The organism is Geomonas sp. Red276 (assembly GCF_054784495.1).
The window spans coordinates 1-24449 of the sequence record NZ_BLXW01000001.1; the positions used below are offsets into that span (position 1 = coordinate 1).

Annotated in this window: 22 protein-coding genes, 1 tRNA gene and 1 riboswitch; of the genes, 4 read left to right on the plus strand and 19 right to left on the minus strand. The window is 62.2% G+C overall.

Going from position 1 to position 24449, the window contains the following annotated elements; genetic code table 11:
- The 15 genes from ACYVL5_RS00005 to alr all read right to left on the minus strand — a co-directional run.
- A partial coding sequence (locus ACYVL5_RS00005) for a transposase (RefSeq protein WP_460593488.1) occupies positions 1-329 on the minus strand: 329 nt, incomplete at its 3' end.
- Positions 330-898: 569 nt separating this feature from the next.
- Positions 899-1243, minus strand: coding sequence for a hypothetical protein (locus ACYVL5_RS00010; RefSeq protein ID WP_460593489.1), 345 nt, complete (start codon positions 1241-1243; stop codon positions 899-901).
- A 36-nt stretch (positions 1244-1279) separates the two neighbouring features.
- Entirely contained in the window at positions 1280-2461 is a 1182-nt protein-coding gene (locus ACYVL5_RS00015; protein ID WP_460593490.1) for a glycosyltransferase family 4 protein, read from the minus strand.
- Positions 2454-3398 carry a glycosyltransferase family 2 protein gene (locus ACYVL5_RS00020; RefSeq protein WP_460593491.1) on the minus strand — a complete coding sequence of 315 codons (945 nt, stop codon included), beginning with the start codon at positions 3396-3398 and terminating at the stop codon, positions 2454-2456. The genes ACYVL5_RS00015 and ACYVL5_RS00020 overlap by 8 nt, the downstream gene beginning before the upstream one ends.
- A 22-nt stretch (positions 3399-3420) precedes the next feature.
- A complete protein-coding gene (locus tag ACYVL5_RS00025) occupies positions 3421-4392 on the minus strand; it encodes a glycosyltransferase family protein (protein WP_460593492.1) in 972 nt (323 codons plus the stop codon).
- 230 nt (positions 4393-4622) lie between these two features.
- Positions 4623-5627: a cytochrome c3 family protein gene (locus tag ACYVL5_RS00030; RefSeq protein ID WP_460593493.1), complete on the minus strand. Its 1005-nt coding sequence runs from the start codon at positions 5625-5627 to the stop codon at positions 4623-4625.
- 129 nt (positions 5628-5756) lie between these two features.
- Entirely contained in the window at positions 5757-6605 is an 849-nt protein-coding gene (gene ccsB, locus ACYVL5_RS00035; protein ID WP_460593494.1) for a cytochrome c biogenesis protein, read from the minus strand.
- Positions 6606-6659: 54 nt separating this feature from the next.
- On the minus strand, positions 6660-8018 hold the full coding sequence (gene resB, locus ACYVL5_RS00040; protein ID WP_460593495.1) for a cytochrome c biogenesis protein ResB: 1359 nt from the start codon (positions 8016-8018) through the stop codon (positions 6660-6662).
- A 179-nt stretch (positions 8019-8197) separates the two neighbouring features.
- Positions 8198-8452 carry a cytochrome c3 family protein gene (locus ACYVL5_RS00045; protein WP_460593496.1) on the minus strand — a complete coding sequence of 85 codons (255 nt, stop codon included), beginning with the start codon at positions 8450-8452 and terminating at the stop codon, positions 8198-8200.
- A gap of 296 nt (positions 8453-8748) precedes the next feature.
- The gene (gene purE, locus ACYVL5_RS00050) at positions 8749-9258 is read right to left on the minus strand and encodes a 5-(carboxyamino)imidazole ribonucleotide mutase (protein WP_460593497.1); all 510 of its coding nucleotides are present in this window, start codon (positions 9256-9258) and stop codon (positions 8749-8751) included.
- A 21-nt stretch (positions 9259-9279) separates the two neighbouring features.
- Complete coding sequence (purD, locus tag ACYVL5_RS00055) at positions 9280-10551, minus strand: phosphoribosylamine--glycine ligase (RefSeq protein ID WP_460593498.1); 1272 nt, start codon at positions 10549-10551, stop codon at positions 9280-9282.
- A gap of 168 nt (positions 10552-10719) precedes the next feature.
- On the minus strand, positions 10720-12282 hold the full coding sequence (purH, locus tag ACYVL5_RS00060) for a bifunctional phosphoribosylaminoimidazolecarboxamide formyltransferase/inosine monophosphate cyclohydrolase (protein ID WP_460593499.1): 1563 nt from the start codon (positions 12280-12282) through the stop codon (positions 10720-10722).
- Positions 12283-12522: 240 nt separating this feature from the next.
- Positions 12523-13788: an ASKHA domain-containing protein gene (locus tag ACYVL5_RS00065; RefSeq protein ID WP_460593500.1), complete on the minus strand. Its 1266-nt coding sequence runs from the start codon at positions 13786-13788 to the stop codon at positions 12523-12525.
- Entirely contained in the window at positions 13775-14809 is a 1035-nt protein-coding gene (gene selD / locus ACYVL5_RS00070; RefSeq protein ID WP_460593501.1) for a selenide, water dikinase SelD, read from the minus strand. Before selD ends, ACYVL5_RS00065 begins: the two co-directional genes overlap by 14 nt.
- Before the next feature lie 110 nt (positions 14810-14919).
- Positions 14920-16059: an alanine racemase gene (gene alr, locus ACYVL5_RS00075; protein WP_460593502.1), complete on the minus strand. Its 1140-nt coding sequence runs from the start codon at positions 16057-16059 to the stop codon at positions 14920-14922.
- 345 nt (positions 16060-16404) lie between these two features.
- Positions 16405-16507, plus strand: a riboswitch (TPP riboswitch).
- 272 nt (positions 16508-16779) lie between these two features.
- Here alr and thiD point away from each other — a divergent pair.
- The 4 genes from thiD to ACYVL5_RS00095 all read left to right on the plus strand — a co-directional run bounded on the left by thiD (position 16780) and on the right by ACYVL5_RS00095 (position 20676).
- Positions 16780-18240: a bifunctional hydroxymethylpyrimidine kinase/phosphomethylpyrimidine kinase gene (gene thiD / locus ACYVL5_RS00080; RefSeq protein WP_460593503.1), complete on the plus strand. Its 1461-nt coding sequence runs from the start codon at positions 16780-16782 to the stop codon at positions 18238-18240.
- Positions 18241-18412: 172 nt separating this feature from the next.
- A complete protein-coding gene (gene thiC, locus ACYVL5_RS00085; RefSeq protein ID WP_460593504.1) occupies positions 18413-19720 on the plus strand; it encodes a phosphomethylpyrimidine synthase ThiC in 1308 nt (435 codons plus the stop codon).
- A 365-nt stretch (positions 19721-20085) separates the two neighbouring features.
- Positions 20086-20463 carry a response regulator gene (locus ACYVL5_RS00090; protein WP_460593505.1) on the plus strand — a complete coding sequence of 126 codons (378 nt, stop codon included), beginning with the start codon at positions 20086-20088 and terminating at the stop codon, positions 20461-20463.
- Between the two features lie 137 nt (positions 20464-20600).
- Positions 20601-20676 (plus strand) — tRNA-Thr (locus ACYVL5_RS00095).
- A 67-nt stretch (positions 20677-20743) separates the two neighbouring features.
- Here ACYVL5_RS00095 and ACYVL5_RS00100 read toward each other — a convergent pair.
- The 4 genes from ACYVL5_RS00100 to ACYVL5_RS00115 form a co-directional block, all read right to left on the minus strand.
- Positions 20744-21037 carry a BrnA antitoxin family protein gene (locus ACYVL5_RS00100; RefSeq protein WP_460593506.1) on the minus strand — a complete coding sequence of 98 codons (294 nt, stop codon included), beginning with the start codon at positions 21035-21037 and terminating at the stop codon, positions 20744-20746.
- An 86-nt stretch (positions 21038-21123) separates the two neighbouring features.
- Complete coding sequence (locus ACYVL5_RS00105; RefSeq protein WP_460593507.1) at positions 21124-21963, minus strand: hypothetical protein; 840 nt, start codon at positions 21961-21963, stop codon at positions 21124-21126.
- A gap of 305 nt (positions 21964-22268) precedes the next feature.
- Positions 22269-22715, minus strand: coding sequence for an SRPBCC family protein (locus tag ACYVL5_RS00110; RefSeq protein WP_460593508.1), 447 nt, complete (start codon positions 22713-22715; stop codon positions 22269-22271).
- A gap of 224 nt (positions 22716-22939) precedes the next feature.
- Entirely contained in the window at positions 22940-24265 is a 1326-nt protein-coding gene (locus ACYVL5_RS00115; RefSeq protein ID WP_460593509.1) for an MFS transporter, read from the minus strand.
- Positions 24266-24449 lie beyond the last annotated feature (184 nt).

The following is a 24449-nucleotide window of genomic DNA, read 5'->3' on the forward strand; positions in this document are numbered from 1 at the left end:
ATCAGCCGCTTGAGCTCGAGACAAGACACGTTGTTCTTGTTCTGAGTCAGAAAGAACATGGCCTGAAACCATTTGGTCAGTGGCAGTTTCGTCGAATGAAAGATCGTGTCCTGAGTCAAAGTCGTCTGGTTTCGGCAGATGCAGCACTGGAAGACCTTGACGGCGCCTCGACGGTAAGTGCAATGCCTCTTGCCACCGCACTTCGGACATTGGAAGCCTGTGGGCCACCGAGCCTGTTCGATTGCGGCTTCACACTGCTGCTCCTCACCGTACTTGGCGAGGAAATCGTTCAGGCTAAGGCCTGACTGGAACTGGAAACGATTCTTCACGGCAGCCTCCTCGGATGGAATGTGCCGTGATTATATGAACCACCTACGACGTAATATGTCGCGCTTGTCTTCCAGCGGAAGATTGGCGCTAATCAGGTTTTTTTAAACGAAGTGTCACTTTTTGAGGGAAAAATGTCACTTTTCAATCTGAAGTGCAATTTTTTTGGGGAAAAATGTCACTTTTCAATTTGAAGTGCAATTTTTTGGAGGAAAAGTGTCACTTTTCAATTTGAAGTGCAATTTTTTGGAGGAAAAGTGTCACTTTCCAATTTGAAGTGCAATTTTTTGGAGGAAAAGTGTCACTTTCCAATTTGAAGTGCAATTTTTTGAAAGGAAGTGCGACATTCCACAAGGAAGTGCAATCTTTGCCGGGGTTACACACCACGGGGAAGGATAAAGCATTTTACCAGGAGGATTTCAAGTTTCAAGAGGTACCTTTTCGAGACCACCTGCGATGCAGAGGAGAGGCGCTTCGACTCCAGCGCAGTGCCTACCATTTTGTTGCCGGGCGGGTGGCCAAGGGGTGCCCACCCTACTGTACAACCGAGAAAAATGAGCAGCCGCCTCTCTCACGGTTCCTTCACAATGTAGGCTCCACGATGCGCCTCGGTGTCCATGCGATGGGCGGCTAGGTCGGCACCAACGGTATCGAGCTTCTCTTCGACGGAATCCAGACGCCCTTCCACTCGGGTTAGCCTGTCTTCGACCTTCTCAAGTCCTGCCGTCAACCTCTCTTCGACGCCGTCAATCTTGTTGTTCAACACCTGAATTTGAAAGGCAGTATGGTCGTGCTTGGCGTTGGATTCCTCACGGTAAGCATCGATTTTTCGGTCAAGGGCAGAGTATGCATCGAGCACCAACTGGAAGTTGCTATCCATCTTCTCCAACATTATCTCGAAATGCTCGTTTTTCATGAGGGAAACCTCCCTGGTCTGCCGTTAGATACCGAATCAACCCTTGTGATTATACAGGCGCCGGTAGACCCCAACAAGTGCCTTGCCGCGCGCTTCCCATGAGTGCTCGCGGATGGCGCGCTCGCGACCGAGGTAGGCTAACTCTTCGCGGAGCTCCCGGTCGCCGGCGACCCGGCCGATGGCTCCGGACAACGAAGCCACGTCTCCGAGCTTCGCATAGTAACCGGCATCGCCCAGGATCTCACGGTTGACCGGGGTGTCGAAGGCCACGGTAGGAAGGCCGCACGCCATGTAGTTGAAAAGTTTTCCGTTGGCTTCGGTGAGGGAAATCTTGGGCGAGACGGCGAGATCCCCGGCACTGAGGTAGAGCGGCGCCTGGTCGTAGGGGATGCGGCCGGTGAAGGTGACGATGTCCTCGATCCCCATCTCGGCCGCCATCTCTTTGTAGCGCTCCTCCGGAAAACCCATCACGAGGAAGTGGATCTTCGCACCCTGGTTCTTCAGATCGGCCGCCGCTTCCAGAAGGAGATCGACCCCCTGGTAGCTGTTCAATAACCCGAGATAGCTCACCACCGGGCGGTCCGGCGGAAGTCCCAGCCGCTTTCTTATCTCCACCTTCGGCTGAGGCGCGAACACATCGGTGTCCACGCCGTCAATAAGCGGCGCCACCCGCTCGCGCGGCACCCCGTCGGAAATGAGCAGTTCGACCGTCGGGGTCGCACTGGTGACGATGAAGTCGGAGGAGTTGTTGATCCAGCTTTCCAGGGCGACAAAGAAGCGCTGGAGAAGCGACCCCTGCCTCACGAAGCCGTGGTCGGTGATCTCCCCGGTCAGGCTCCCCTGGCAATCGAAGAGCATCGGGATGCCGAGGATGCGCTTTAAGATGGCGCCGAAGAAGGCGCCTTCGTGGAGATGGGCGTGGATGAGGTGTGGCTTGAAGGTCTTGGCCACCTTCCAGGCCTTCCAGAGCAGCAGCAGGTCGAGGTACGGCTTGTGCCAGGACGGCCCCGCCCCCAGTTTCCTATACCAGGGGATGCGGGGGATCCGGTCGGTGGGGATGCCGGGGATGTCCCGGCCGATGTGGTAGGTGACGATCCGCAACTGTGCGCCCTGGGCCATGGCGGCGCGCGCCTCCTCCAGGATCCGTACGTGGCAGCCACGGTCGGCGAAGAAGGGGGTCGGCGCCAACACCAGGACTCGCAGCGGGGACTCAGCCAAAGTTGAGCTTTTCCTTGATGGTGTAGATGGCCTTCCCCTGCGCCTCGTAATAGGTACGGGCGATCAGCTCGGCCAAAAGCCCCATGACGATGAACTGGACCCCCATGAAGAGCAGGAACGCGGTGAGGATCAGCAAGGGGTTGCGGTTCATGCTGGTGTTCTCGAAGAACTTCATGTACAGGGTGAGCGCCCCGCTCATGACACCGGCGCAGAAGGTGTAGATCCCCCAGCGGCCGAAGAGTTGGATCGGCTTGGTCGAGTAGCTCAAGAGGAACTTGACGGTCATCAGGTCCAGGATGACCTTCATGGTGCGGGAGATCCCGTACTTGCTGGTGCCGTGCAGACGCTCATGGTGCCTGACCGGCATCTCGGTCACCTTGGCCCCCACCTGGTGGGCCAGCGCCGGCACGAAGCGGTGCATCTCGCCGTAGAGATTCACGTCTTCCAGCACCTCGCGGCGGTAGGCCTTCAGCGTGCAGCCGTAGTCGTGGAGATGGACGCCGGTCATCCGGGAGATGAGGCCGTTGGCGATCAGGGAGGGGAGCTTGCGGTTGACGAAGGTGTCCTTCCGGTCCTTGCGCCAGCCGGAGACCACGTCGAAGCCTTCGTCGATGCGTTCCATCAGGAGCGGGATGTCCAGCGGGTCGTTCTGCAGGTCCCCGTCCATGGGGATCACCACCCGGCCGCTGGCGAGATCGAAACCGGCAGCCATGGCCGCCGTCTGCCCGAAGTTCCTCCTGAGTTTAACCACTTTGACGCGGGCGTCCTTGGCGGCGAGGACTTTCAAAGCCGCGTAGGAGTTGTCCGAGGAGCCGTCGTCCACCAGGATCAGTTCGTAGGCGAACCCGGACGGGGTCAGCGCCTCGCTGATGCGGGCGTGCAGGATGGGGATGTTCTCTTCCTCGTTGTAGATGGGAACGACGACACTGATATCCACGGAAACTCCTTGGTATTTTGTTCTAGCGTGAGCGGAGGGGCTCCCCGAACGCCTTCACCCTGCGGATCTCGATCCCCTCGGTCGAACGGGGGGCGCCCTTGAAGCGCGGGCTTACGAGCCCCCAGACCACCCCCACGCCGTACAGGATGTGCAGGGCGGGGAAGAGAACCAGCAGGCGCGGGAGCAGGGTGAGGTCCCGCGCGCCAAGCGCCCCCATAAGGGAGGCGGCGAGCATCAGGGCGAGGTAGGCGAAAAAGGGGAGCGAGAGGATCCAGCTCCCCAAAAGCGGCAAGAGCAGCAGGTAGACCACGAACAGCGACGGTGCCATGGCCACCGGCTTGATCCGGCCGGAGATCCTGGTCTGCTCCCCGCGCCCGCGGCCGTAGCCGAGCATCTGCCTGACGTAGGCCTTCCAGGTCGGGCGCTGGCTGCGCTGCACGGCGAGTTCCGGGTCGTGAACGAGATAGAACCCTTCACCTACCAGCCGGTCCATCAGCTCGTTCTCCTCGTTGGGATAGAGCCGGGAGTCGAGGCCGCCGTGGGAGAGGAAGATCTCCCGCCGGAAGCTCAGGTTGCAGAGGATGAGCTCGCTGTCGCCGGTGTGGCGCGCTTTCCCAGCCTTGCGGTAACGGTTACGGACGCCCCCTCCCCCGACCGCCGAGGAGAGCACCACCCCGATCGCCCGCTGCAGGGGGGAATCGGTGGCGGGGGTCAGTGACGGCCCTCCCGCCGCGGCCACTTTGGGGTCGTCGTAGTGGGGGACCGCCCGTTCGAGGAATCCGGGGGCGACCCGGGAATCGTCGTCCAGGAAGTAGAGGATGTCCCCTGTCGCCTCGTTGGCGGCGCGGTTTCTCTGCACGCTCGGGGCGCGGCCGTAGGCGACCAGCACCTCGAAAAGCTCCTGCGGATAGGTAACCTGGGCGAGCCCGGCCAGTGCCCGGACCTTCCCACCCGGCGCCACCGGAATGATGATGGAAACACGGGGAAGGTTCATAGGTCTCTCATCCCCTCTCCCTCCCGGCTTCCCTCACCCCGGCCCTCTCCCGGAGGGAGAGGGAGAGCCCGGTCAAGCTTAGGGCGGGGCGGAGTGGGTTGCCCGCGAGGAAAATCCCCCCTGTCCCCCCTTCGCAAAGGGGGGGACCCGCGGCTGGCAGCGGTCTGTGGGCTGGCAGCGGTCTGTGGGCTGGCGGCGACCTCCGGACAGAAAGCGGGCCATCTGCCAAGTTAGTTGTTATCAAGTGCCTTGACCCTGTCGTAGCGGTAGGTCTTGTGGCAACCGACCGAGCACTGTCCGCCGGTATCCGTCTTGGTGTAACGGATGGGGATCTGCCAGCTCCCGAAGCCGGGGGCGTGGGTGTAGATCAGGCGGTCCTGGCTGGAGGCGTGCGGGTTGTGGCAAAGGAGGCAGGAGCGCCCCTTACCCTGCTTGTTGACGTGGACCGCGTGCAGGTTGCGGTCGCCGTTTCTGAAGCCGGTGGTCTTGGTCGTCTTCACCTCGGAGACCAGGTCCGGATTGTGGCAGTAGAAGCAGAGCGGGAAGGCGTCCGGCGTGAAGGGACGGTACAGCTCGGTCGGCATCTCCGCCTTCAAGAGTTTCCGGTTGGGGGAGCCGTGGACCAGGTGGCACTTGGTGCACTCGCCGGTCTTGATCGGCCCGTGGATCGACTTGCCGGTCGCGTACTTCTTGTCGTGGCACATCAGGCAGAGCTCGGAGCCCGGCTTTCTCAGGAGATACCTTCCGGTCGCCTGGTGCGGTTCGTGGCAGGCGAGGCATTTGCCTTCGGCCACCGGCTTGTGGGTGAAGGCGGCGCCGGTGAACTTCGCCTGGTCATGGCAGCGGAAGCAGAGGTTGGGAGGGTCGTCCTTCAGGAGCGCCTTGTAGTTGGAGGAGTGGTGGTTGTGGCAACCGGTGCACTTCCCCTCGGCGACCGGCTTGTGGAAGAACGGCTTGGAGTCGGTCAGGAGCTTGGTGTGGCAATGGAGGCAGAGCTTTTCGCGGGGGACCACGAAGCCCATGCTCCCCTTCTCGAGGGGGTGGGCGTCGGAGAGCTGGTTATGGCAGTGGGTGCACTCGCCGGCGGCGACCGGCGGATGGGCGACGCTCCCGGTGATGAGCCCGCGGTGACAGGAGCTGCACTTGAATTCGGCACGGGCAAGGCCCGGCACCAGTACGAGGGAGATGGTCAGCAATGCGCCTGCCGCGGCAAGCCTACCCCAAAAACGTCGCATGAAATCAAACCTTCCTTGAAAAGTGCCGACTCCCTCGCCGCAGCCGGAGGCCCCAGGCAGACGCGGCGCGGGCCGCCCCCCGTGCGGAGGACGGCCCACGTTCGTACGTTGGGCCCTGCCGGTCCGTCGCTACTTGCCGTAGCTGTGGAGACCGGAGAGGAAGAGGTTAACACCCAGATAGCAGAAGATGGTGGCGGCGAAGCCGATGACCGACAGGATGGCCGCCCGGCGCCCGACCCAGCCGCGGGTGATGCGGGCATGGAGGAAGGCGGCGTAGACGAACCAGACGATCAGCGACCAGGTCTCCTTGGGGTCCCAGCTCCAGTAGGTGCCCCAGGCGTAGTTGGCCCAGGCGGCGCCGGTCACGATCCCCAGGGTCAGAAGCGGGAAGCCGATCATGATGGCCTTGTAGTTCAGGTCATCGAGCACCCGGATGGCGGGGAACATGGAGAGCATCCCCCCCGCGGCCGAGTTGCCTCCCCCCTTCTCCACCTTGTCTCGTATCAGGTACATGATGGAGATGCCGCAGGCCACCGCGAAGGCGGCGTAGCCGAGGAAGCAGGTGATGACGTGGTACATGAGCCAGTTACTCTGCAGGGCCGGCACCAGCGGCTCGATGCCGCTGTCGAGCCCCAGCTGGGCCCAGGCCATCCCGAAGAGGGCGAACGGAACGACGAAGAAGCCGACCGCACGGTACTTGTACTTGAAGTCGATGATCAGGTAGATCAGGATGATGGTCCACGAGAAGAAGACCACCGATTCGAAGAGGTTGGAGAGCGGCGCGTGGCCGTGCCCCTGGTCGTAGGACTCTTTCCACCGCATGCCGATCGCCGCGGTCTGGATCAGGAAACCGATCAGGGCGGCGTAGGTGCCGGCCAGGCCGATCGCCTTGTTCCGCGAGGCGAGGAAGGCGAAAAATATGCAGGTGGTAACCATGTATATGACCATGGTGACGTTAAACAGGTTGGAACTGGACATCGATAATCCTCCGGTCGTTGTGTGCGCGACGAGGGGGTGGGCACCCCCGGGATTCTATGCTTTGTTGAGCTTCTCCACCAGGTCGTCGAACTGCATCTCGAACCCGGCGGGGTTCTTGGAGGCGGACCCGCCCACGGTCACGCCGTCGTCAGAGATCCTGGCCCAGACCCTGCGGTGGGACATGAAGAAGGCCATGATGATGCCGAACACCATCAGGGCGCATCCCGTCCACACCACCCAGACACCCGGGTCCTTGGCGACCTGGAGGCCGGTGTAGAACTTCTGGTCCATGCCATCGAAGCTTATGAGTAAGTCCCCGCCGTGCTGGGCATTGAAGGACTGGTATTTGTCGCTGAGGATGACGAAGGGCTCCGGCTGGCCACCCGGCGGGGTGAACTCGACCTGGGCGCCGGGGCCGTCGAACTCCTTCATGAAGGGGGTGACGTTCTGGGTGGCCTCCATGACGGAGAGGAAGGCGCCGCCCGGAAGGGCAACCCGCTCGCCCTGACGGGCGTCGATCTTCTCGACCTTGCCGGTCTTGCGGTTGGAGACCGTCAGGTGGTAGAGAGCCCCCTCATCGGACTGGCCGTAGCTCGCCTGGTAGAAGGTGACCCCTTTGTAGGTCAGCGGGTCGTTGACGATGACCGGGATGTTCTGCAGCCCGGCGACCGGCTTACCGCCGTCGAACACCGACAGGATGCTCTTGAACTCCTTGGGAGCGCCGGTGTCGTAGAAGGAGACCGTGAACTTCTCGCAGCGTACGTCGAAGCCGAGGTCAACGATCTTGCCGTTGCGCCCCATTACCTGGTTGACGCTGCCGCCCTCGGGAATCTGGGCGTACCCTTTGTAGCCGAAGAACGAGCCGACGAGCGCCCCGATGAAGACGATGATGATGGAGAAGTGCACCACGTAGACCCCGAGACGGCACCAGGGGTTCTTCTGGGCGAAGAGGTGGATGACGCCATCCTTCTCGGTGACCACCGGCTTGGCGAACTCGGAGCCGAGGACGGCGCTGACGCGATCACGGAGCTCGGACTTGCCCCCCTTGAGTTTCAGCTCCTGGGTGTTGGAGAGGGTTTTCTCGAACGACTCGTCCATGGTCAGGACCGGCTCGGAAACGATCTTCCAGACGCGGGGGAGCCGTTTGATGGAGCAGCAGATCAGGTTGAGGGTCAAAAGGTAGAGAAGAAGGATGAACCACCAGGAGTGGTACATGTCGAAAAAGCCGAGGGAACTGTAGAGGCGAATCTTGGTTTCGCTGATGGTGGCGAGGTATTCACGCTGGGGTCCCTGCGGGATTACGGTGCCGATGATGGAGACCAGGGCGAGCCCTATCAGAAGGAAAATGGTGAGTCTCAACGAGCAGAAAAAATCCCACAGTTGTTCCGCAAGTCCGCGTTTATTCGTTGTCAAGGTACTCTCCCGTCTCTAGGTTTGGATCGTGGATCAAATCACAAGCAAGGCATTATAGACAAAATGATGATAAGAGCAAAATAAAATTCACTAATAGAAAAATTGCCGAAAAAATGGGGTAACAGCAGGCGGTTACCCCATCGTCATGGGATCAGTCCAAGCCAAACCGGAGAGGAGATTTACTTCTTGTGACACTCCTTGCAGGCGCCGGAAATCTTTCCGTTGTTGGTCTTCTTGTGGCAATCGAGGCACAGGGCGTGGGCCTGTTTCCCCTCGATGACGATCTTGGTCGGGGCTCCCTGGCCGTGGCAGACTTTGCACTCGGTCCGTGCCTGATGGGCCTTGTGGTTAAAGGTGATGGTGGTGCCGTTCTTTGCGTTGTAGACCACCTGATCGGCAGCCATAGCGGTGGATGCGGCGAGAATGACAGTCATAGCGATCACTGAAAGAATATTCCTCATGGGCAAGCCCCTCCTTATTTGGAAATTTTAAGAAACTAATACAGTAATTAGAACAATGTCAAGAAAAATGACAACTGCCGGTATGGGTAGCTTCATCTTTACGTAATCAGGGGCCGAAACCCTCATACCTTTTACCTAGGCCTTACACCTACCCTCACCCGGCCTTCGGCCACCCTCTCCCCCAAGGGGGGCGAGGGGATATCTTTCACTATTCCCTCGCCCCTTTAGGGGAGAGGGGCAGGGGTGAGGGCAGGTTCTGATTAGCTCGTTTACTTCGCGTTAAGCTTCGACTGCAACGCCTGGTCCTTCTGCTCCACTTCGTCGACCATCTGGGCCTTGTAGGAGGCGAGCTGGGTGCGGAGGGCGGGGTTGGAAAGGGCCAGGATCTGCACGGCGAAGAGGCCGGCGTTCTTGGCCCCGGCTTTGCCGATGGCCATGGCGGCAACCGGAATCCCGCCCGGCATCTGGACGGTGGAGTAGAGGGCGTCTACCCCGTTGAGTGCGCCACCGGGCATGGGAACGCCGATCACCGGCAGGGTGGTTTCGGCGGCGACGACACCGGCCAGGTGGGCGGCCATGCCGGCTGCCGCGATGATGACCTGGATTCCGCGGCCGGCCGCTTCGCTGGCAAGCTTGGCGGTCCGCTCGGGGCAGCGGTGGGCCGAGGAGATGCGCATCTCGAAGGATACGCCGAAGTCGTCGAGCACCTTCGCGGTCTCTTCCATCACCGGGAGGTCGGAATCACTTCCCATCAGAATCAGTACTGCAGCATTCGACATATCTAATTGCTCCTTAAATCTTTAGCGGTTCATAGCCTTGGCGCCGATGTCCTTCCGGCAGTGCATCCCGGGCCAGTTGATCTTGGCGACCCCCGCGTAGGCGCGGTCGATGGCGTCCTTCACGGTGTTCCCGAGTGCGGTCACTCCCAGCACACGGCCGCCGTTGGTAACGATCCCGGCATCGGCGGACTTGGTCCCGGCGTGGAACACCACCAGGTCCTCGATGGTTGCGGCCTCGTCGAGCCCGTTGATGACGTCTCCCTTGCGGTAATCGCCGGGATACCCCTCGGCAGCCAGCACCACGCAGACGGTTGCCTTGTCGTGCCACTCGATCTCGACGCCGGAAAGGTCGCCCGACGCCACCGCCATCAGGATCGGCACGATGTCCGACTTCATACGCATGAGAAGCGGCTGGCATTCCGGGTCTCCGAAGCGGGCGTTGAACTCGAGGGTCTTCACGTTCTCCCCGTCGATCATGAGCCCGGCGTAGAGCACCCCGCGGTACGGCCTCCCTTCGGCGGCCATGCCGTCCACGGTCCTTCTCATCACCTCGGCCATCGCCTTGTCATGGATGGACTTGGTCACCACCGGAGCCGGGGAATAGGCGCCCATGCCGCCGGTGTTGGGCCCCTTGTCGCCGTCGAAGACCGCCTTGTGGTCCTGGGCGCTGGCGAGCGGAATGATGTTCTTACCGTCGGTGAAGGCCAGGAAGGAAGCCTCCTCCCCTTTCAGGAATTCCTCGATCACCACGCGCGAGCCCGCGGCGCCGAAGGCGTTGCCGGAGAGCATGTCGGTGACCGCTTCCACCGCCTCGTCGCGGGTCTGGGCGATGATGACCCCCTTGCCGGCCGCCAGGCCGTCAGCCTTGATGACGATGGGAATCCCGGTCTTGTCGATGAACTCGATGGCCGGCTGCACCTCGGTGAAGACCTCGTAGGCGGCGGTCGGGACGTTGTACTTCTTCATCAGGTCCTTCGAGAACGCCTTGCTCGCCTCGATGATGGCGGCATTCTGGCGGGCGCCGAAGATCTTCAGCCCCTCCTTCTCGAAGAGGTCCACGATCCCCAGGGAGAGCGGAAGCTCCGGGCCGACCACGGTGAGGCCGATCCCGTGCTCCTTGGCGAAGGTGACGAGCCCCTGGAGGTCGTCCACCGCGATGTTCAGGTTAGTCGCAAGCTGCGCGGTACCCGGATTTCCCGGGGCGCAGTAAACCGTATCAACCAGCGGGGACTGGGCGATCTTCCAAACCAGCGCGTGCTCGCGCCCACCGCTTCCTATCACCAGAACCTTCATAAACGACTCCTTTAAAAACCCTAAAAACCTATTAGAACGCGGATGACACGGATTGGGCGGATCTACGCGGATCGATCGAAAAGCTTTTGAATGTTAACTCAAAAAGATCTTAGGTTTATCCGCGTAAATCCGTTAAATCCGCGTCATCCGCGTTCTATCGATTTTGACTTAGTGCCTGAAATGCCTCATCCCGGTGAACACCATGGCGATGTTGTGCTCGTCGGCGGCGGCGATCACCTCGGCGTCGCGCATGGAGCCGCCCGGCTGGATGACCGCGGTGACGCCGGCAGCGGCGGCGTTGTCGAGGCCGTCACGGAACGGGAAGAAGGCGTCGGAGGCCATGACGGCACCCTGGACCGGGATCCCGGCATGCTCGGCCTTGATGGCGGCGATGCGTGCGGAGTTGACGCGGCTCATCTGGCCGGCGCCCACGCCGACCGTGGCGTTGCCGCGGCCGTAGACGATGGCGTTGGATTTCACGAACTTGGCGACCCGCCAGGTGAAGAGGAGGTCTTCCATCTCGGCGTCGGTCGGGACACGCTTGGTCACCACCTTGAGCTCGGTGAAGAGATCGAGGTCGGCGTCCTGCACCAGGATTCCGCCGTTGACGCGCTTGAAGTCGAGACGCTTGGCCGGGGTCTCCGGCCAGAAGCCGCACTCCAAGAGGCGGACGTTCTTCTTGGCGGAGACCACTTCGCTGGCCGCCTCGGTCACCTTGGGGGCGATGATGACCTCGACGAACTGGCGGTCGACGATGGCGCGGGCGGTGGTCTCGTCGAGCTCGCGGTTGAAGGCGATGATGCCGCCGAAGGCGGATTCCGGGTCGGTCTTGTAGGCCGCCTCGTAGGCTTCGAAGATGTTGGCGGCCACGGCGACGCCGCAGGGGTTCGCGTGCTTGACGATCACGCAGGCCGGCTCGGTGAACTGCTTCACGCACTCGAGCGCCGCGTCGGTGTCCCCGATGTTGTTGTAGGAGAGCTCTTTTCCCTGCAGCTGGCGCGCGGTGGAGATGGAGGCTTCCTTGGCCCCCTTCTCGACGTAGAAGGCGGCGCCCTGGTGCGGGTTCTCGCCGTAGCGCATACCCTGGGCCATTTTGAACTGCACGGTGAAGGTGTCGGGGAACTCGGCGACCCCTTCGCCGGTGCGGGCGCCCAGCCAGTTGGAGATGGCGGCGTCGTAGGCGGCGGTGTGCTGGTAGACCTTCACGGCCAGCCGGAAGTTGGTCTCGCGGGAGACGCTGCCGTTATTGGCCCTCATCTCGTCGAGCACCACCTGGAAGTCGGCGTTATCGACGATGACGGTCACGTCGCGGTTGTTCTTGGCGGCGGAGCGGAGCATGGTCGGGCCGCCGATGTCGATGTTCTCGATGGCGTCTTCCATGGTGCACCCTTCCTTGGCCACGGTGGCCTCGAACGGGTAGAGGTTGACCACCACCATGTCGATCGGCTCGATGCCGTGCTCCTGCATCTTGGCCACGTGGGCCGGGTTCTCGCGCATGCCGAGGATCCCGCCGTGGACCTTCGGATGGAGGGTCTTCACCCGGCCGTCCAGCATCTCGGGGAAACCGGTGAACTCGGAGACGTCCTTCACTGCAATGCCCGCATCGCGAATCAGTTTTGCGGTGCCGCCGGTGGAGAGGATCTCCACGCCATACCCGGCCAGGGTGCGTGCGAAATCCACCACCCCGGTCTTCTCCGATACGCTGATCAACGCGCGCCCAATCTTTGCCATGACTGCTCCTTTTCTACGTGTCGTTATGAGTTAAAAAACCGCCAGAAAAAAACGAAAAACCTGCGCTATGAGACAGAGGTGCTCTCACAGCCACAGGGATAAGTCACTCCGGATATGGAAATTGCCTTTCAGAAAGAAATTGATTCGACCAGACAGTGTCGGGAAATGTTGGTGACAGGGTGTTGCCAGTTACAGAGTATACCGCACGTGCGGTCATCACTTGTTCGGGGAGTTCGGATTTCAACGATCACCAGCGGCCCTGGGAAAATCCATGTGGGCCAGGAAGTGCTTCTCGAACAGGGGAGTGCCGGAAAGGGGAATGACCCGCACCTCGCCGGCCAGCTTTTCGAGCTTCCCGAGGCCGTCCGGGTCCCGGATCAGCCGTTCGGCGCCGGCCAGGGCACCCTCCCTGATAAATCCGGTGATTTTTACCATGTTCTCGGTGAAAATTCCAACAGTTTTTAGCCCGTCCGGCGAAAGAACCGCCCCGAAGGAGCCGGTCAGCACGACCCTGGAAAGCTGTTCGTAGGTGAAGCCCGCCTTGGCCACGAGGACGTCGATCCCGGCACGCAGAGCTCCCTTGGCGAGCTGGAGCGCGCGGATGTCATCCTGGCCGAGGTAGACGAGGCTTTTGGCGTCCCGGTGGAGCACGAAGGCGAGCTGGCCGTCGACCTCCTGGACGCGGTTGGCGAGGTTGGAAGGGATCTCGTCGGGGGGGAGCAGCCGGCCGGTGCGGTTGATCACCCCGCATCCCAAGAGGGCGGTCACCGTGTCGAGGGCGCCGGAGCCGCAGATACCGGTGGCGGGAGCGTTGGCGACGGTCGAGATCCGCACCCGGTCCCCCTCGATGGCGACCTTGGCTACCGCGCCGGGGAGAGCGGGCATGCCGCAGCGAAGGTTCCCCCCCTCGAAGGCGGGCCCGGCGGCGGCCGAGGTGGCGAGGAAACGGGTGCCGTCGTACAGGGCGATCTCCGCGTTGGTTCCCATGTCGAGGTAGAGGCTCCCCGCCTGCGGTTCCTCTTCGAGCCCGAAGAGAAAGGCGACCAGGTCTCCCCCGACGAAGCCGCCGGGGAGCGGGAAGAGATAGGCGGGAACGTCGATGGTCCAGCCGAGATCGCGGGTGGAGACGGTTTTTCCCTCGGTGAAGAGCGGGCGAAACGGCGGGTGGGCGAGCGAGCCGACCGGGAGCCCGAGGGCCAGGTGCTCCATGGCGGGATTGCCGGCCACGGCGACGGCGGCGAGCTCTCCTGCCTTGGCTTCGCCGGACGAGAGGAGATCCTCGACCAGGCGCTGCATCTCGCGGGCAAGGGCCAGCTGCATCGCGGTGCGGGTCTCGGGAACCGCGGCGGCGGTCAGGCGGGCGAGGACATCCGCCCCCCACTGGCGCTGGGGGTTGAGGGCACCGGCTATCGCCAGCCGCTCCGGAACCGCAGGGTCGACGAGGGACGCCGCGATGGTGGTGGTCCCCAGGTCGAAGGCGATATGGAGGCGTCTAGATGAAGACAAGCGGGGTTTCTCCGGAGGGCTCGACCTCGCCGATCAGGGCGGCGAAGGTCCCGACGGCCTTGGAGCGGTTGATGAACTCGCGGGCATCCTTGGGGGCGAGCGAAATCAGGAGGCCACCCGAGGTCTGCGGATCGAAGAGCGGAAGCAGCGTATCCCCGGTGATCCCGGAAACAAGCGGGGAGTAGTGGGTGCGGTTGCGGTAGCAGCCGGCGGGGATCAGCCCGTCGCGAACCAGCTGCGGGATTCCCTTCATGAGCGGGATTTCGGATATGTGGATCCTGAAAGTCACCCCGGCCCCGGCGGCCATTTCGCAGGCGTGGCCGATCAGGCCGAAGCCGGTGACGTCGGTGGCCGCGGTGGCGCCGCAGCAGACCATCAGCTCGCCGGCCTCCTTGTTCAAAAGGGACATCCAGCGGATCGCCTCGGCCTCGACCTCCGGCTCCACCATCTGCGCCTTGATGGCGGTGGAGATGATGCCGGTTCCGAGCGGCTTGGTGAGGACCAGGTGATCGCCGGGACGGGCGGTGCAGTTTCTCACCACGCCGGCGGGATCGATGAGCCCGGTCACCGCGAGGCCGTACTTCAGCTCGTCGTCCTCCACGGTGTGGCCGCCGACCAGGCAGGCTCCCGCCTCGTTGATGGCATGGGCGCCGCCGGCCAGGATGGTGGCGAGGGTGGAGGTGGGGAGCGAGCAGGCCGGGAAAAAGGCGAGGTTCATCGCGGTCACCGGCCGGCCGCCCATGGCGTAGACGTCGGATAGTGCGTTGGCAGCGGCGATGCGGCCGAAGGTGAAGGGATCGTCCACCAGGGGAGTGATGATGTCGGTGGTCTGCACCAGGGCGAGGCTATCCCCTATGCGGTAGACCCCCGCATCCTCCGCCTTCTCGATGCCGACCAGGAGGTTCGGATCATCGGAGCGGGATATGTCGCGAATGGCATCTTCCAGGCCCGCCGGGCCCAGCTTAGCAGCTCAACCCGCCGCCTTCACGATCGCCGTGAGTCTCACGGTACTGTCGTCCATAACACCCTCTTTGTTTTTGCCTGAGACATCCCCACGCCCATTTTAAAAAATCTTCCCTCACCCGGCCTTCGGCCACCCTCTCCCCTGAAGGGGCGAGGGTATCGTGAGTTTTATCCGATGTAGACCCTGCGGACGCGCCGGGTGGCGATGCCGCAGAAGATCTCGTACGGGATGGTCCCTGCCTTCTGGGCCAACTCCTCGGCGCTGATGGAGCCGCCCAGGGGATCGGGTCCGAGAAGGGTTACCTCGTCTCCGACGGTCACCCCTTCCACGTCGGTTACGTCGAGCATGATCCAGTCCATGCAGACGGTGCCCGCCACCCTCGCCCGCTGGCCGCGGATCAGTACCTCCCCCTTGTTGGTGAGGCTGCGCGGATAGCCGTCGGCGTAACCGACCGGAACGCTGGCGATGAGGGTACGCTTGTCCGCGATGAACCTCCTGCCGTAGCTGATCGGCGTCCCCGGCTCCACCCATTTCAACATGGCCACCCTGCTGACGAGCCGCATCACCGGCCTGGAGCTGACCATGCCCGCGAAATCCCCCGAGGGGAGTCCACCGTAAAGGATGATACCGGGACGAATCAGGTTGCAGAAAGGGGTGTCCAGGGTAAGGATACCGGCACTGTTGGAGGTATGCACGTAGGTCGGCGAGAAACCGACCCGCCTTGCCTCGGTGACCGCCGCGGAAAGCCGCTCCACCTGGAGTTTCGTATAGCTGCGACCGTCCTCGTCGAGCTCGTCGGCACTGGCGAAATGGGAGAAGATCCCCTCCAGCTCCAGGTGCTTGAACTCCTTGAGCTTGGCGAGAAAGGCGGGAGCCTCGTGGTGGGGCACCCCCAGCCTTCCCATCCCCGTGTCGATCTCGAGATGGATCTTGGCGGGACGCGGCGCCGCCAGCTCCCCCGCCGCGCGGTCCAGCGCCGCAGCCTGCTCGAGAGTGAAGATGGCGGTCGAGATATTGAGGCCGATGCAGCGCCTCTCCTCGCCGGGATAGACCCCACCGAGGATCAGCACCGGCTTGTCCACGCCGCTTCTTCGCAGCTGAACCCCTTCGGCCAGGAAGGCCACGGCGAAAGCATCCACCCCGAGGGTATCCAACTCCTTGGAGACGTATTCGAAACCGTGGCCGTAGGCGTCCGCCTTGACGACGGCCAGGATGCCGCATCCCCTGGGGGCTGCCTTCTTCACCAGCGAATAATTATGCCGCAAAGCGGCAAGGTCGATCTCAACAACGGTCGGCCGACTGTCCATGATCAGCTTCCTGTCATTAATCCCCTCGCCGCTCCACAACAAGGCACCCGAAGGGCTGCCAACTACTTTACCCTCGCCCCTTCAGGGGAGAGGGTGCCCAAAGGGCTGCCAACGTTACCCTCGCCCCTTTAGGGGAGAGGGTGCCCGAAGGGCGGGTGAGGGAGGTTTTGTGTTTACGGTGATTACCTCTCAAAACGACACGATGGCTGGGAAAGTCCGCAAACAGTAGTTCCGGACTGACTCAGCCATCAGTTTTTTCTACCACTTCTCCCCCACAGTGTAAAGGTAAAAACCTGAAAACGATTGACTTTGCAGAACGATTCCATTACCTTTAGGCACGCTATCCAAGCCAGCTAGGGGAGTTCGCAAGAACTGAGACAGGCGGTGCCTGAGACCCTTCGAACCTGATCCGGTTGAAACCGGCGTAGGGAAGCGGCACGTTCTCCGATCGACCATAACCGACACCCAGGAGCCGTGACAACCGTCGCGGCTTTTTTATTTGCCGATTGGCAATGATCTTTTGCTGTGCGTCCCTTCCCCTTCAAGGGGAAGGACAGGATGAGGATGGGGGCTCGCTCCGCCTCCTTTACCCCATCCTCACCCCCACCCTCTCCTTGAAGGAGAGGGTGAGTTGGTCTCAGCGGAAGACGGTTGCTAATCAGATAAGGTTTTCTCCGATTTTTCTCCGTGTCTCCGTGGCTCACGAAAAGGACGCCGATCATGCTCAAGCTCGTGGTGGATCGCTGCAAGAACAAGCCCTGCGTCGAAGGTCTCTACCTGATCACCGACCAGGGCGAGCGCCTGGTCGAGCGGGTAGCCGAGGCCCTGACCGGCGGGGTAAGCGTCCTGCAGTACCGCGACAAGATGCGCTCCCCCGAGGAGCGGCTCGCCATCGGCAAGGAGCTCAAGGAACTTTGCAGCCGCCACCAGGTCAAGTTCATCATCAACGACGACCTGGAGCTGGCCCTCAAGCTGGATGCCGACGGCGTCCACCTGGGGCAGGAGGACGGCGACCCGGTCGTGGCGCGTGCGCTGCTTGGCCCCGGCAAGCTCCTCGGGATCTCCACCCATTCGCTTGAAGAGGCTTTGGCCGCCCAGGCAGCACAGGCGGATTACGTGGGCTTCGGAGCCATTTACCCCACCGGCACCAAGGAGGTCCCGGAAACCCGCGGACCGGAAGGGGTGGAGGCCTTGAAGGGGAAACTCCGCATCCCGGTGGTCGCCATCGGTGGCATCACCCGCGACAACGCACCGCCGGTGCTGGAGGCCGGGGCCGATGCGGTAGCCGTCATCTCGGCGGTCCTGTCCTCGCGCCATCCCGGCCTGGCCGCCACCGAGATATCGCTCCTCTTCAACCGCAACGCCCCCCATCCGCGCGGGATCGTGCTCACGGTCGCGGGAAGCGACTCCGGCGGGGGAGCCGGCATCCAGGGAGACCTGAAGACCATTTCCCTTTTGGGAAGCTACGGCGCTTCGGCGATCGCCGCCCTGACCGCCCAGAACACCACCGGCGTCTCTTCGGTGCTGCCGGTGCCGGCTCAGTTTCTGGCCGAGCAGATCGACGCCGTACTGGGCGACCTCCCGGTGCACGTGGTGAAGGTCGGGATGCTCTCCACCCCCGAGAACACCGCCGTGCTCGCCGAGCGCCTCACCGCCCACGGCATGAGGATGGTCGTCGTCGACCCGGTGATGACCGCCAAGGGGGGAGCCGCGTTACTGGAGGACGAGGCGCTGTCGGTCATGAAGAAGCGGCTGATCCCGCTCAGCTACCTCCTGACGCCCAACGTTCCCGAGGCCGAGCGGCTCACCGGGCTCACCATCATCGACCCCGCGGGGATGGAGCTCGCCGCCCGCGCGCTGCACCTGATGGGGGCCAAGAACGTGCTGATCAAAGGGGGGCACCTGACCGACGGGATGGTGACCGACATCCTTTACGACGGCAACGCCTTTACCCGTTTCACCGCGCCGCGGGTGCTGTCGCGCAACACCCACGGCACCGGCTGTTCCCTGGCATCCGCCATCGCCACCTTCCTGGCCCAGGGCGAGCCGCTCCCTGGAGCCGTGCTGCGAGGGAAGCTCTTCATCACCAAGGCGATCAAGTTCGCCCACCCCTTGGGGCACGGTCACGGTCCGGTCAATCACTACCAGGCCGCCCGCGACCCATCGGAACCGTTACCGTAATCTTTCTCTCCGCAGGTCCCCATCGGGGTCGAAAAGCACCCTCACCCGGCCTTCGGCCACCCTCTCCCCTGAAGGGGCGAGGGTAACCACGGGTTCAGAGGTCCCCAGCGGAGAGTTCAGCCATACCCGTCGCATATCTTTTGCCCCATGAGGGCTCGAAAAAGGAGTAGTCATGACCCAGCTTGAATACGCCCGCCAGGGGATCATCACCGACAAGATGAAGACGGCCGCCCTCGCCGAAGGGGTGGAGCCCGAATTTATCCGCGCCGGGATCGCCGCCGGGAACATCATCATCTGCCACAACATCAAACACTTAAACGGCACCCCGCTCGCGGTCGGCAAGGGGCTCCGCACCAAGGTGAACGCCAACATCGGCTCCTCCGCCGACGACCTCGACATCCAGAAGGAACTGGAGAAGGCCCGCGTGGCGGTCGCCGCCGGCGCCGACGCCATCATGGACCTCTCCACCGGCGGCCCGGTCGACGAGATCCGCCGCGCCATCATCGCCGAGACTTCCGCCTGCATCGGCACCGTTCCCCTCTACCAGGCCGCCCTCGACGCGGTCCGCACCAAGAAGAAGGCCATCGTCGACATGACCGTTGACGACATCTTCGAAGGGGTCATCAAGCACGCCGAGGACGGCGTCGACTTCATCACCGTCCACTGCGGCGTGACCCGCTCCACCGTGGAGAGGATGCGCAAGGAAGGGCGCATCATGGACGTCGTCTCCCGCGGCGGCGCCTTCACCATCGAGTGGATGGCTCACAACAACAAGGAAAACCCGCTCTTCGAGCACTTCGACCGCCTCCTCGAAATCACCAAGGCCTACGACATGACCCTTTCGCTGGGCGACGGGTTCCGCCCCGGCTGCCTGGCCGACGCCACCGACCGTGCGCAGATCCACGAGCTCATCCTGCTCGGCGAGCTGACCCAGCGCGCCCAGGAGTACGGCGTCCAGGTCATGATCGAGGGGCCGGGCCACATGCCGCTCAACCAGATCGAGGCCAACATCCTCCTGCAAAAAAGGCTCTGCCACGGCGCCCCCTTCTACGTGCTGGGACCGCTGGTCACCGACATCGCCCCGGGCTACGACCACATCACCTCCGCCATCGGCGGCACCATCGCCGCTTCCGCCGGCGCCGACTTCCTCTGCTACGTCACCCCTTCCGAGCACCTGCGCCTGCCGTCCGTCGAGGACGTGCGCGAGGGGGTCATGGCCTGCCGGATCGCCGGTCACGCCGCCGACATCGTCAAGGGGGTCAAGGGCGCCATGGAGAAGGACAACCAGATGGCCCGCTGCCGCAAGAAGCTCGACTGGGAAGGGCAGTTCGCCCTGGCCATCGACCCGGTCAAGGCCCGCCGTCTGCGGGAAGAGTCCGGGGTGGCCGACCACGGCGCCTGCACCATGTGCGGCGAATTCTGCGCCTACAAGGTGATGGACGACGCCACCGAGCGCGAGCTGGCCAACGCCGCCGGTTAATCCCGTTGCAAACCTCAAGGGGGTGGTCGTTCTCGGCCACCCCTTTTTTCATACCGCCGCCTTCCCCCTCGTATGGCCCCCCTGCGAAAATCGGTACAGAGGCCTGCAAAAAATCGAACAGCTGTCTCATTTTTCGCACCCGTCCAACATGCTGTTTTTTCGCCGGTAATCGCTGGGAAATACCGCAACCGCCGACTAAACCGGACACCCCCTTCACCCGAACGCGGCAGCGCTAAAGGCTAACCACCGGTATTACAGTTTGTTTTTTCTGGTCCAGAGAGGCATTAATCTTGCTGAACGATCCGGATTTGATGGCGCACGCGACACGAGAGCTTCGCCTATAACCAACCTGCAGGAGACGAAAAATGAATAAAAACATCCTTGTCATTGACGATAGCGAACTGGTGCTGACCATGGCCAAAGACGCGCTCGAGGAGGCGGGGTACCAGGTGGCGACCGCAACCAACGGCATCGAGGCCAACAAGCACATCTTCTCGAAAAACCGCCCCGGCGTGATCATCCTAGACATCATGATGCCGATGCTCTCCGGGGACACCAAGGCCAAACTCCTCAAGGAGAACGAGACGTGCAAAGACATCCCGATCCTGCTTCTCTCCTCGAAGAGCGATCAGGAGATGCGGCAACTGGCACAGGAGACCGGGGCCGATGGCTACATTCTCAAACCCTTCTCCCCCATCCAGATCACCAGCAAAGTCAGGAGATGTCTCGCCGGAGTCAACTAGGTCGGATCCGCTCTCACAGCGCTTTCCGTCCTAGGTATGGCTTGACTCAGCCGGCTTTTTACGGTACACATCTACGATGTCTTTGGCAGAGTGTCCCCGGCGGATTCGGTCGGAGACATATACGAAGTTTACGATCAGCCGGAGTAACTCAGTTGGTAGAGTAGCTGATTCGTAATCAGCAAGTCGGCGGTTCGAGTCCGCTCTTCGGCTCCAGTAAAAAACGAAAGGTCACAGGGATTACCCTGTGACCTTTTTGTTGTTTTGCTCCTACTGTATCTTGTCATCCTTCTTTTCGGGGATGTTTCTGCGCTTGCTGTAGTTGCCGTTCCATGGCGGTGCGGAGGAGTTTGTTCACCCTGGTTTGATATCCTTTGCCACCCCGCTTTAGCCAATCGACCACGTCGGCATCGAGCCTGATGGTGACGGCCTGCTTGATGGGGCGGTAGAATTTTCCGACCACGGCACCCTCCCAATCCCCGCCTGGGGGGATGTCTGAATAGTCGATTTCCTCGTCGGTCATCGCGGCGAGTTCGGCAATCTCTTTCACTTGCTCCTCACTAAGCCCCTTCTTCATAGCGCTTCCTCTCGTGTGCGTCTGCCTTATAACCCGTACCTCGTCCTCTTTCTCGCCAAGCCTCCAGGTGTGCGCCACCAGGAGGACTACCACGTTCCCCACTGATCCCAGCGTCGCCGGGACGGGACTGCTCCGATGGCTATCATCGTGATGTTTATGCCGAAATAGATGAATTTGTTCAACTCGCTATCCGATGTCATCAACGATAAAGCCCCCCAGAAGGCCAGCACACCGAAGATGTAAAGCCAAAAGGCAAAGTCTTTTTCCCGACGGGAGCGGATGTCGACCCAGAAAGCGAGCAGGCACATCGGCAGACCGAACCACAGCGACACCAACTTGCGCAACCCCCAGGTCAGATCGGCTTCGCCAAACAGGAAGGGTGCCAAGTCCATACTCATATACCAGAGCGTCACGGCTACCGGCATGACCTGGAAAGGGAACCGGTGCCGCCACAGCATGATCGTTCCGGTTGCCAGGGTGGCGAGCTCCATAAGTATCCAGCGCCAATCTATATGACTGTGATACTCCCTGTAGACCTGTCCCTCCGGCCAGAAACCGAGAGCAACTTGCAAACCATAGACACCCAATGGAGTAAGCACCACCACGAAGGTTGCCATGATCCCGGCAGGAATTTCCAGCTGCTTGCGGTTGAGGAAATACTCCGTCAGCCAAAGCCCCACCCCGCCATAAAGGAAGGCAATCACGCAAAGCCCGCCGCCACCGAACCGTTCCCACCCGAGGTTCATGAACAAGCTCATGGCCCCTATAGCTATCAATCCGCCCAGATAATTAAGGATGTGGGTGAAATGGAAACGCGGCGTGTCGGTTTGCTGCTCTGACAAGAACTGCCAAAGCCGCTCCGCCTGCAGCTCTGTCACGATCCCCCTGGCACAGGCTTCTTCAAGGCTTTTTCTGTTTATTTCCATTCTGCCCCCTGACAGCACGGTGGCGCACCGGCGGAAGGAACCGTTTACCCGTCTCGTATCCGCCGCGCCTGTGCCATGCGCAATTTCTGACACAGAAGGGCATCCCCCTACTGCCGAGGTGCCCCTGCCGCCCACATTAAACGAAACTATATAGACTGGGTTTTGGGTGTCAAAGGTGAGGGCAGCGAAGAACGTGAGCTTCAGAAAACTCTCGCCACCCGACTCGCCCTGGCGGCCACACAAACAAAAGGTCACAGGGATTGCCCCCATGACCTCTCGTTTCCTTCCTCGCGCTGTTATCCCCGTTATTCGGTCACCGCGGTCTCCACCAGTTGAGCCAGCAGGGTCAGCGATTCCTGCCAGCCGAGGTAGCAGGCCTCGACCGGGATGACCTCCGGAATCCCCTCCTGGACGATTCTCAGCTCGGTGCCGCAGAAGACCGCCCGGAAGGTGATGGTGGTCGTGATCTCTCCCGGGAGGCTCGGATCGTCGAAGAGGTCGGTGTAGCGGATCCGCTCGTTGGAAACCAGCTCCTCGTATTCGCCGCCGAAGACGTGCCCCTTCCCGGTCGTGAAGTTGGTGAAGGACATCTGGTAGGTCCCCCCCACCCGGGCCTCGAGATGGTGGACCCGTCCGGTGAATCCATGGGGCGGCAGCCACTTGACCATCGCCTCCGGATCAAGGAACGCCCGATAGACGCGCTCGGGGGGCGCTTTCAGTACCCGATGAAACTCGATAGTGTTCTTTGCCATGACGTTACCTCTCTTCTCCCATCCATCCAGAGCCTCCAGGAGATGATCAGGCCGGCGACCGCGGATGGGATCCAGAAGTTAGCCGATCCTTTCATGAACTCCGGCCGGCCCGCCTCTTTTCCATCTTACTACAGGCGCTGGCTTACCGGTGGCCTTCCCGGCTCACCAGGTCCCAGCAACGCCCGCAGGATCCACCGACGGCCGCGGTCTCCTGGCACCTTCCGCTAGGCGGGCTCGATGGCGACCTCCACCTTGCGGCGGTTTATCTTCAGCACGAGCCCCGAAGCCAGGAGACAGATGGCCCCGGAGAGGATGAAGGCCACGGTGTAGTCGCCAAGCCAGGTCCGCACGCTGCCGGCGAAGCTGGCGGCCAGCGCGGCGCCGACCTGGTGGCTCGCGAAGATCCAGCCGAACATGAGGCCGACGTTTTTGGTACCGAAGGCCTCGGCGGTGAGCTTGACGGTGGGAGGGACGGTGGCGATCCAGTCCAGCCCGTAGAAGATGGCGAAGGCGGAAAGGGTCCATTCCGGGCCGCTCAGCGCGTGGGGAAGCCACAAAAGCGAGAGGCCCCGGAAGCCGTAGTAGCAAAAGAGGAGATAACGGCAGTTGTAGCGGTCCGACAGCCACCCCGAGAAGGTGGTCCCGAAGAGGTCGAGGATCCCCATCATGGCCAGAAGGCCGGCTGCCCGCACCTCGGGGATGCCATGGTCGACGCAGGCGGGGATGAGGTGGGTGCCGATCAGCCCGTTGGTGCTCGCCCCGCAGATAAAGAAACTCCCGGCCAAAAGCCAGAAGTCGACCGAACGAAGCCCGGTCTTCAGCCCGTCCAGCGCGGCGGTGAACGGGTTCGCCGCCCCCGTCCGGGGAGCGGCGGCCGCTTCCGCCTCCCCGTCGTCGGCACCGTACGGTCGCAGGCCGATCTGGCTCGGGCGGTCGCGCATGACCAGGAGCACCAGCGGGAGAATGACGGCGGCCGCCGAGGCGATGGCGATGGCGGCGGTGCGCCAGCCGTGGTGGTGGACGAGCCGGGCCAGGATGGGGAGAAAAAGGAGCTGCCCGGTTGCCGAGCTCGCCGTCAATACCCCCATCACCGTCCCCTGGGATCGTGCGAACCAGCGGGTCACCACGGTGGCGCTCAGGCTGTAGGCGGTCATCCCGGCCCCGCAGCCGACGACGATGCCCCAGATGAGGATCATGTGCCACGGCTTGGTCATGAAGACGGTGGCTCCCACCCCGGCCGCCAGTAGCGCCAGCGCGATGGCCATGGTCCGGCGGATCCCGATCCTGTCGAAGAAGCCGGCGGCGAAGGGGCCCATAAGGCCAAAGAGGAGGAGGTTGACCGAAACGGAGAGGGAGATGGTGGCCCTCGACCAGCCGAACTCCTGCTCGAGCGGGACGATGAGCACTCCCGGGGTGGAGCGGATCCCGGCGGTGATCAACAGGGTGAGGAAGGTGGCGGCGATTACCAGCCAGGCATAGTGGAAGCGGCGCGCCGGTCCGCTTTCCTTGGACGGTGAGGAACTGCCGGCTTGAGAGGAAGCGTGGGACATGCAGCGGGTCTCCTTCTATATGCCGATTGCCGAAGAGCGCCACCCGCGTACCATCTTCCCCATCCTCGCCCCGCCTCCCCTTGAAGGGAGGGAGATTTGGCGGTGTGGAAGGTGGCCGCTAAGCGGGGTAAACAATGAAAGGCCCGCCTAAATTCGGCGGGCCTTCGTTTTTGTGATTACGGAT

What these genes read in the sequence shown, in the direction of transcription:
- ACYVL5_RS00010 (WP_460593489.1), bottom strand. Translation starts at nt 1,243, where the DNA reads ATGAAAAACGAGCATTTCGAGATAATGTTGGAGAAGATGGATAGCAAC.
- ACYVL5_RS00025 (WP_460593492.1), bottom strand. Translation starts at nt 4,392, where the DNA reads ATGAACCTTCCCCGTGTTTCCATCATCATTCCGGTGGCGCCGGGTGGG.
- ACYVL5_RS00030 (WP_460593493.1), bottom strand. Translation starts at nt 5,627, where the DNA reads ATGCGACGTTTTTGGGGTAGGCTTGCCGCGGCAGGCGCATTGCTGACC.
- ccsB (WP_460593494.1), bottom strand. Translation starts at nt 6,605, where the DNA reads ATGTCCAGTTCCAACCTGTTTAACGTCACCATGGTCATATACATGGTT.
- ACYVL5_RS00045 (WP_460593496.1), bottom strand. Translation starts at nt 8,452, where the DNA reads ATGACTGTCATTCTCGCCGCATCCACCGCTATGGCTGCCGATCAGGTG.
- purE (WP_460593497.1), bottom strand. Translation starts at nt 9,258, where the DNA reads ATGTCGAATGCTGCAGTACTGATTCTGATGGGAAGTGATTCCGACCTC.
- purD (WP_460593498.1), bottom strand. Translation starts at nt 10,551, where the DNA reads ATGAAGGTTCTGGTGATAGGAAGCGGTGGGCGCGAGCACGCGCTGGTT.
- purH (WP_460593499.1), bottom strand. Translation starts at nt 12,282, where the DNA reads ATGGCAAAGATTGGGCGCGCGTTGATCAGCGTATCGGAGAAGACCGGG.
- alr (WP_460593502.1), bottom strand. Translation starts at nt 16,059, where the DNA reads ATGGACAGTCGGCCGACCGTTGTTGAGATCGACCTTGCCGCTTTGCGG.
- thiD (WP_460593503.1), top strand. Translation starts at nt 16,780, where the DNA reads ATGCTCAAGCTCGTGGTGGATCGCTGCAAGAACAAGCCCTGCGTCGAA.
- thiC (WP_460593504.1), top strand. Translation starts at nt 18,413, where the DNA reads ATGACCCAGCTTGAATACGCCCGCCAGGGGATCATCACCGACAAGATG.
- ACYVL5_RS00090 (WP_460593505.1), top strand. Translation starts at nt 20,086, where the DNA reads ATGAATAAAAACATCCTTGTCATTGACGATAGCGAACTGGTGCTGACC.
- ACYVL5_RS00100 (WP_460593506.1), bottom strand. Translation starts at nt 21,037, where the DNA reads ATGAAGAAGGGGCTTAGTGAGGAGCAAGTGAAAGAGATTGCCGAACTC.
- ACYVL5_RS00105 (WP_460593507.1), bottom strand. Translation starts at nt 21,963, where the DNA reads ATGGAAATAAACAGAAAAAGCCTTGAAGAAGCCTGTGCCAGGGGGATC.
- ACYVL5_RS00110 (WP_460593508.1), bottom strand. Translation starts at nt 22,715, where the DNA reads ATGGCAAAGAACACTATCGAGTTTCATCGGGTACTGAAAGCGCCCCCC.
- ACYVL5_RS00115 (WP_460593509.1), bottom strand. Translation starts at nt 24,265, where the DNA reads ATGTCCCACGCTTCCTCTCAAGCCGGCAGTTCCTCACCGTCCAAGGAA.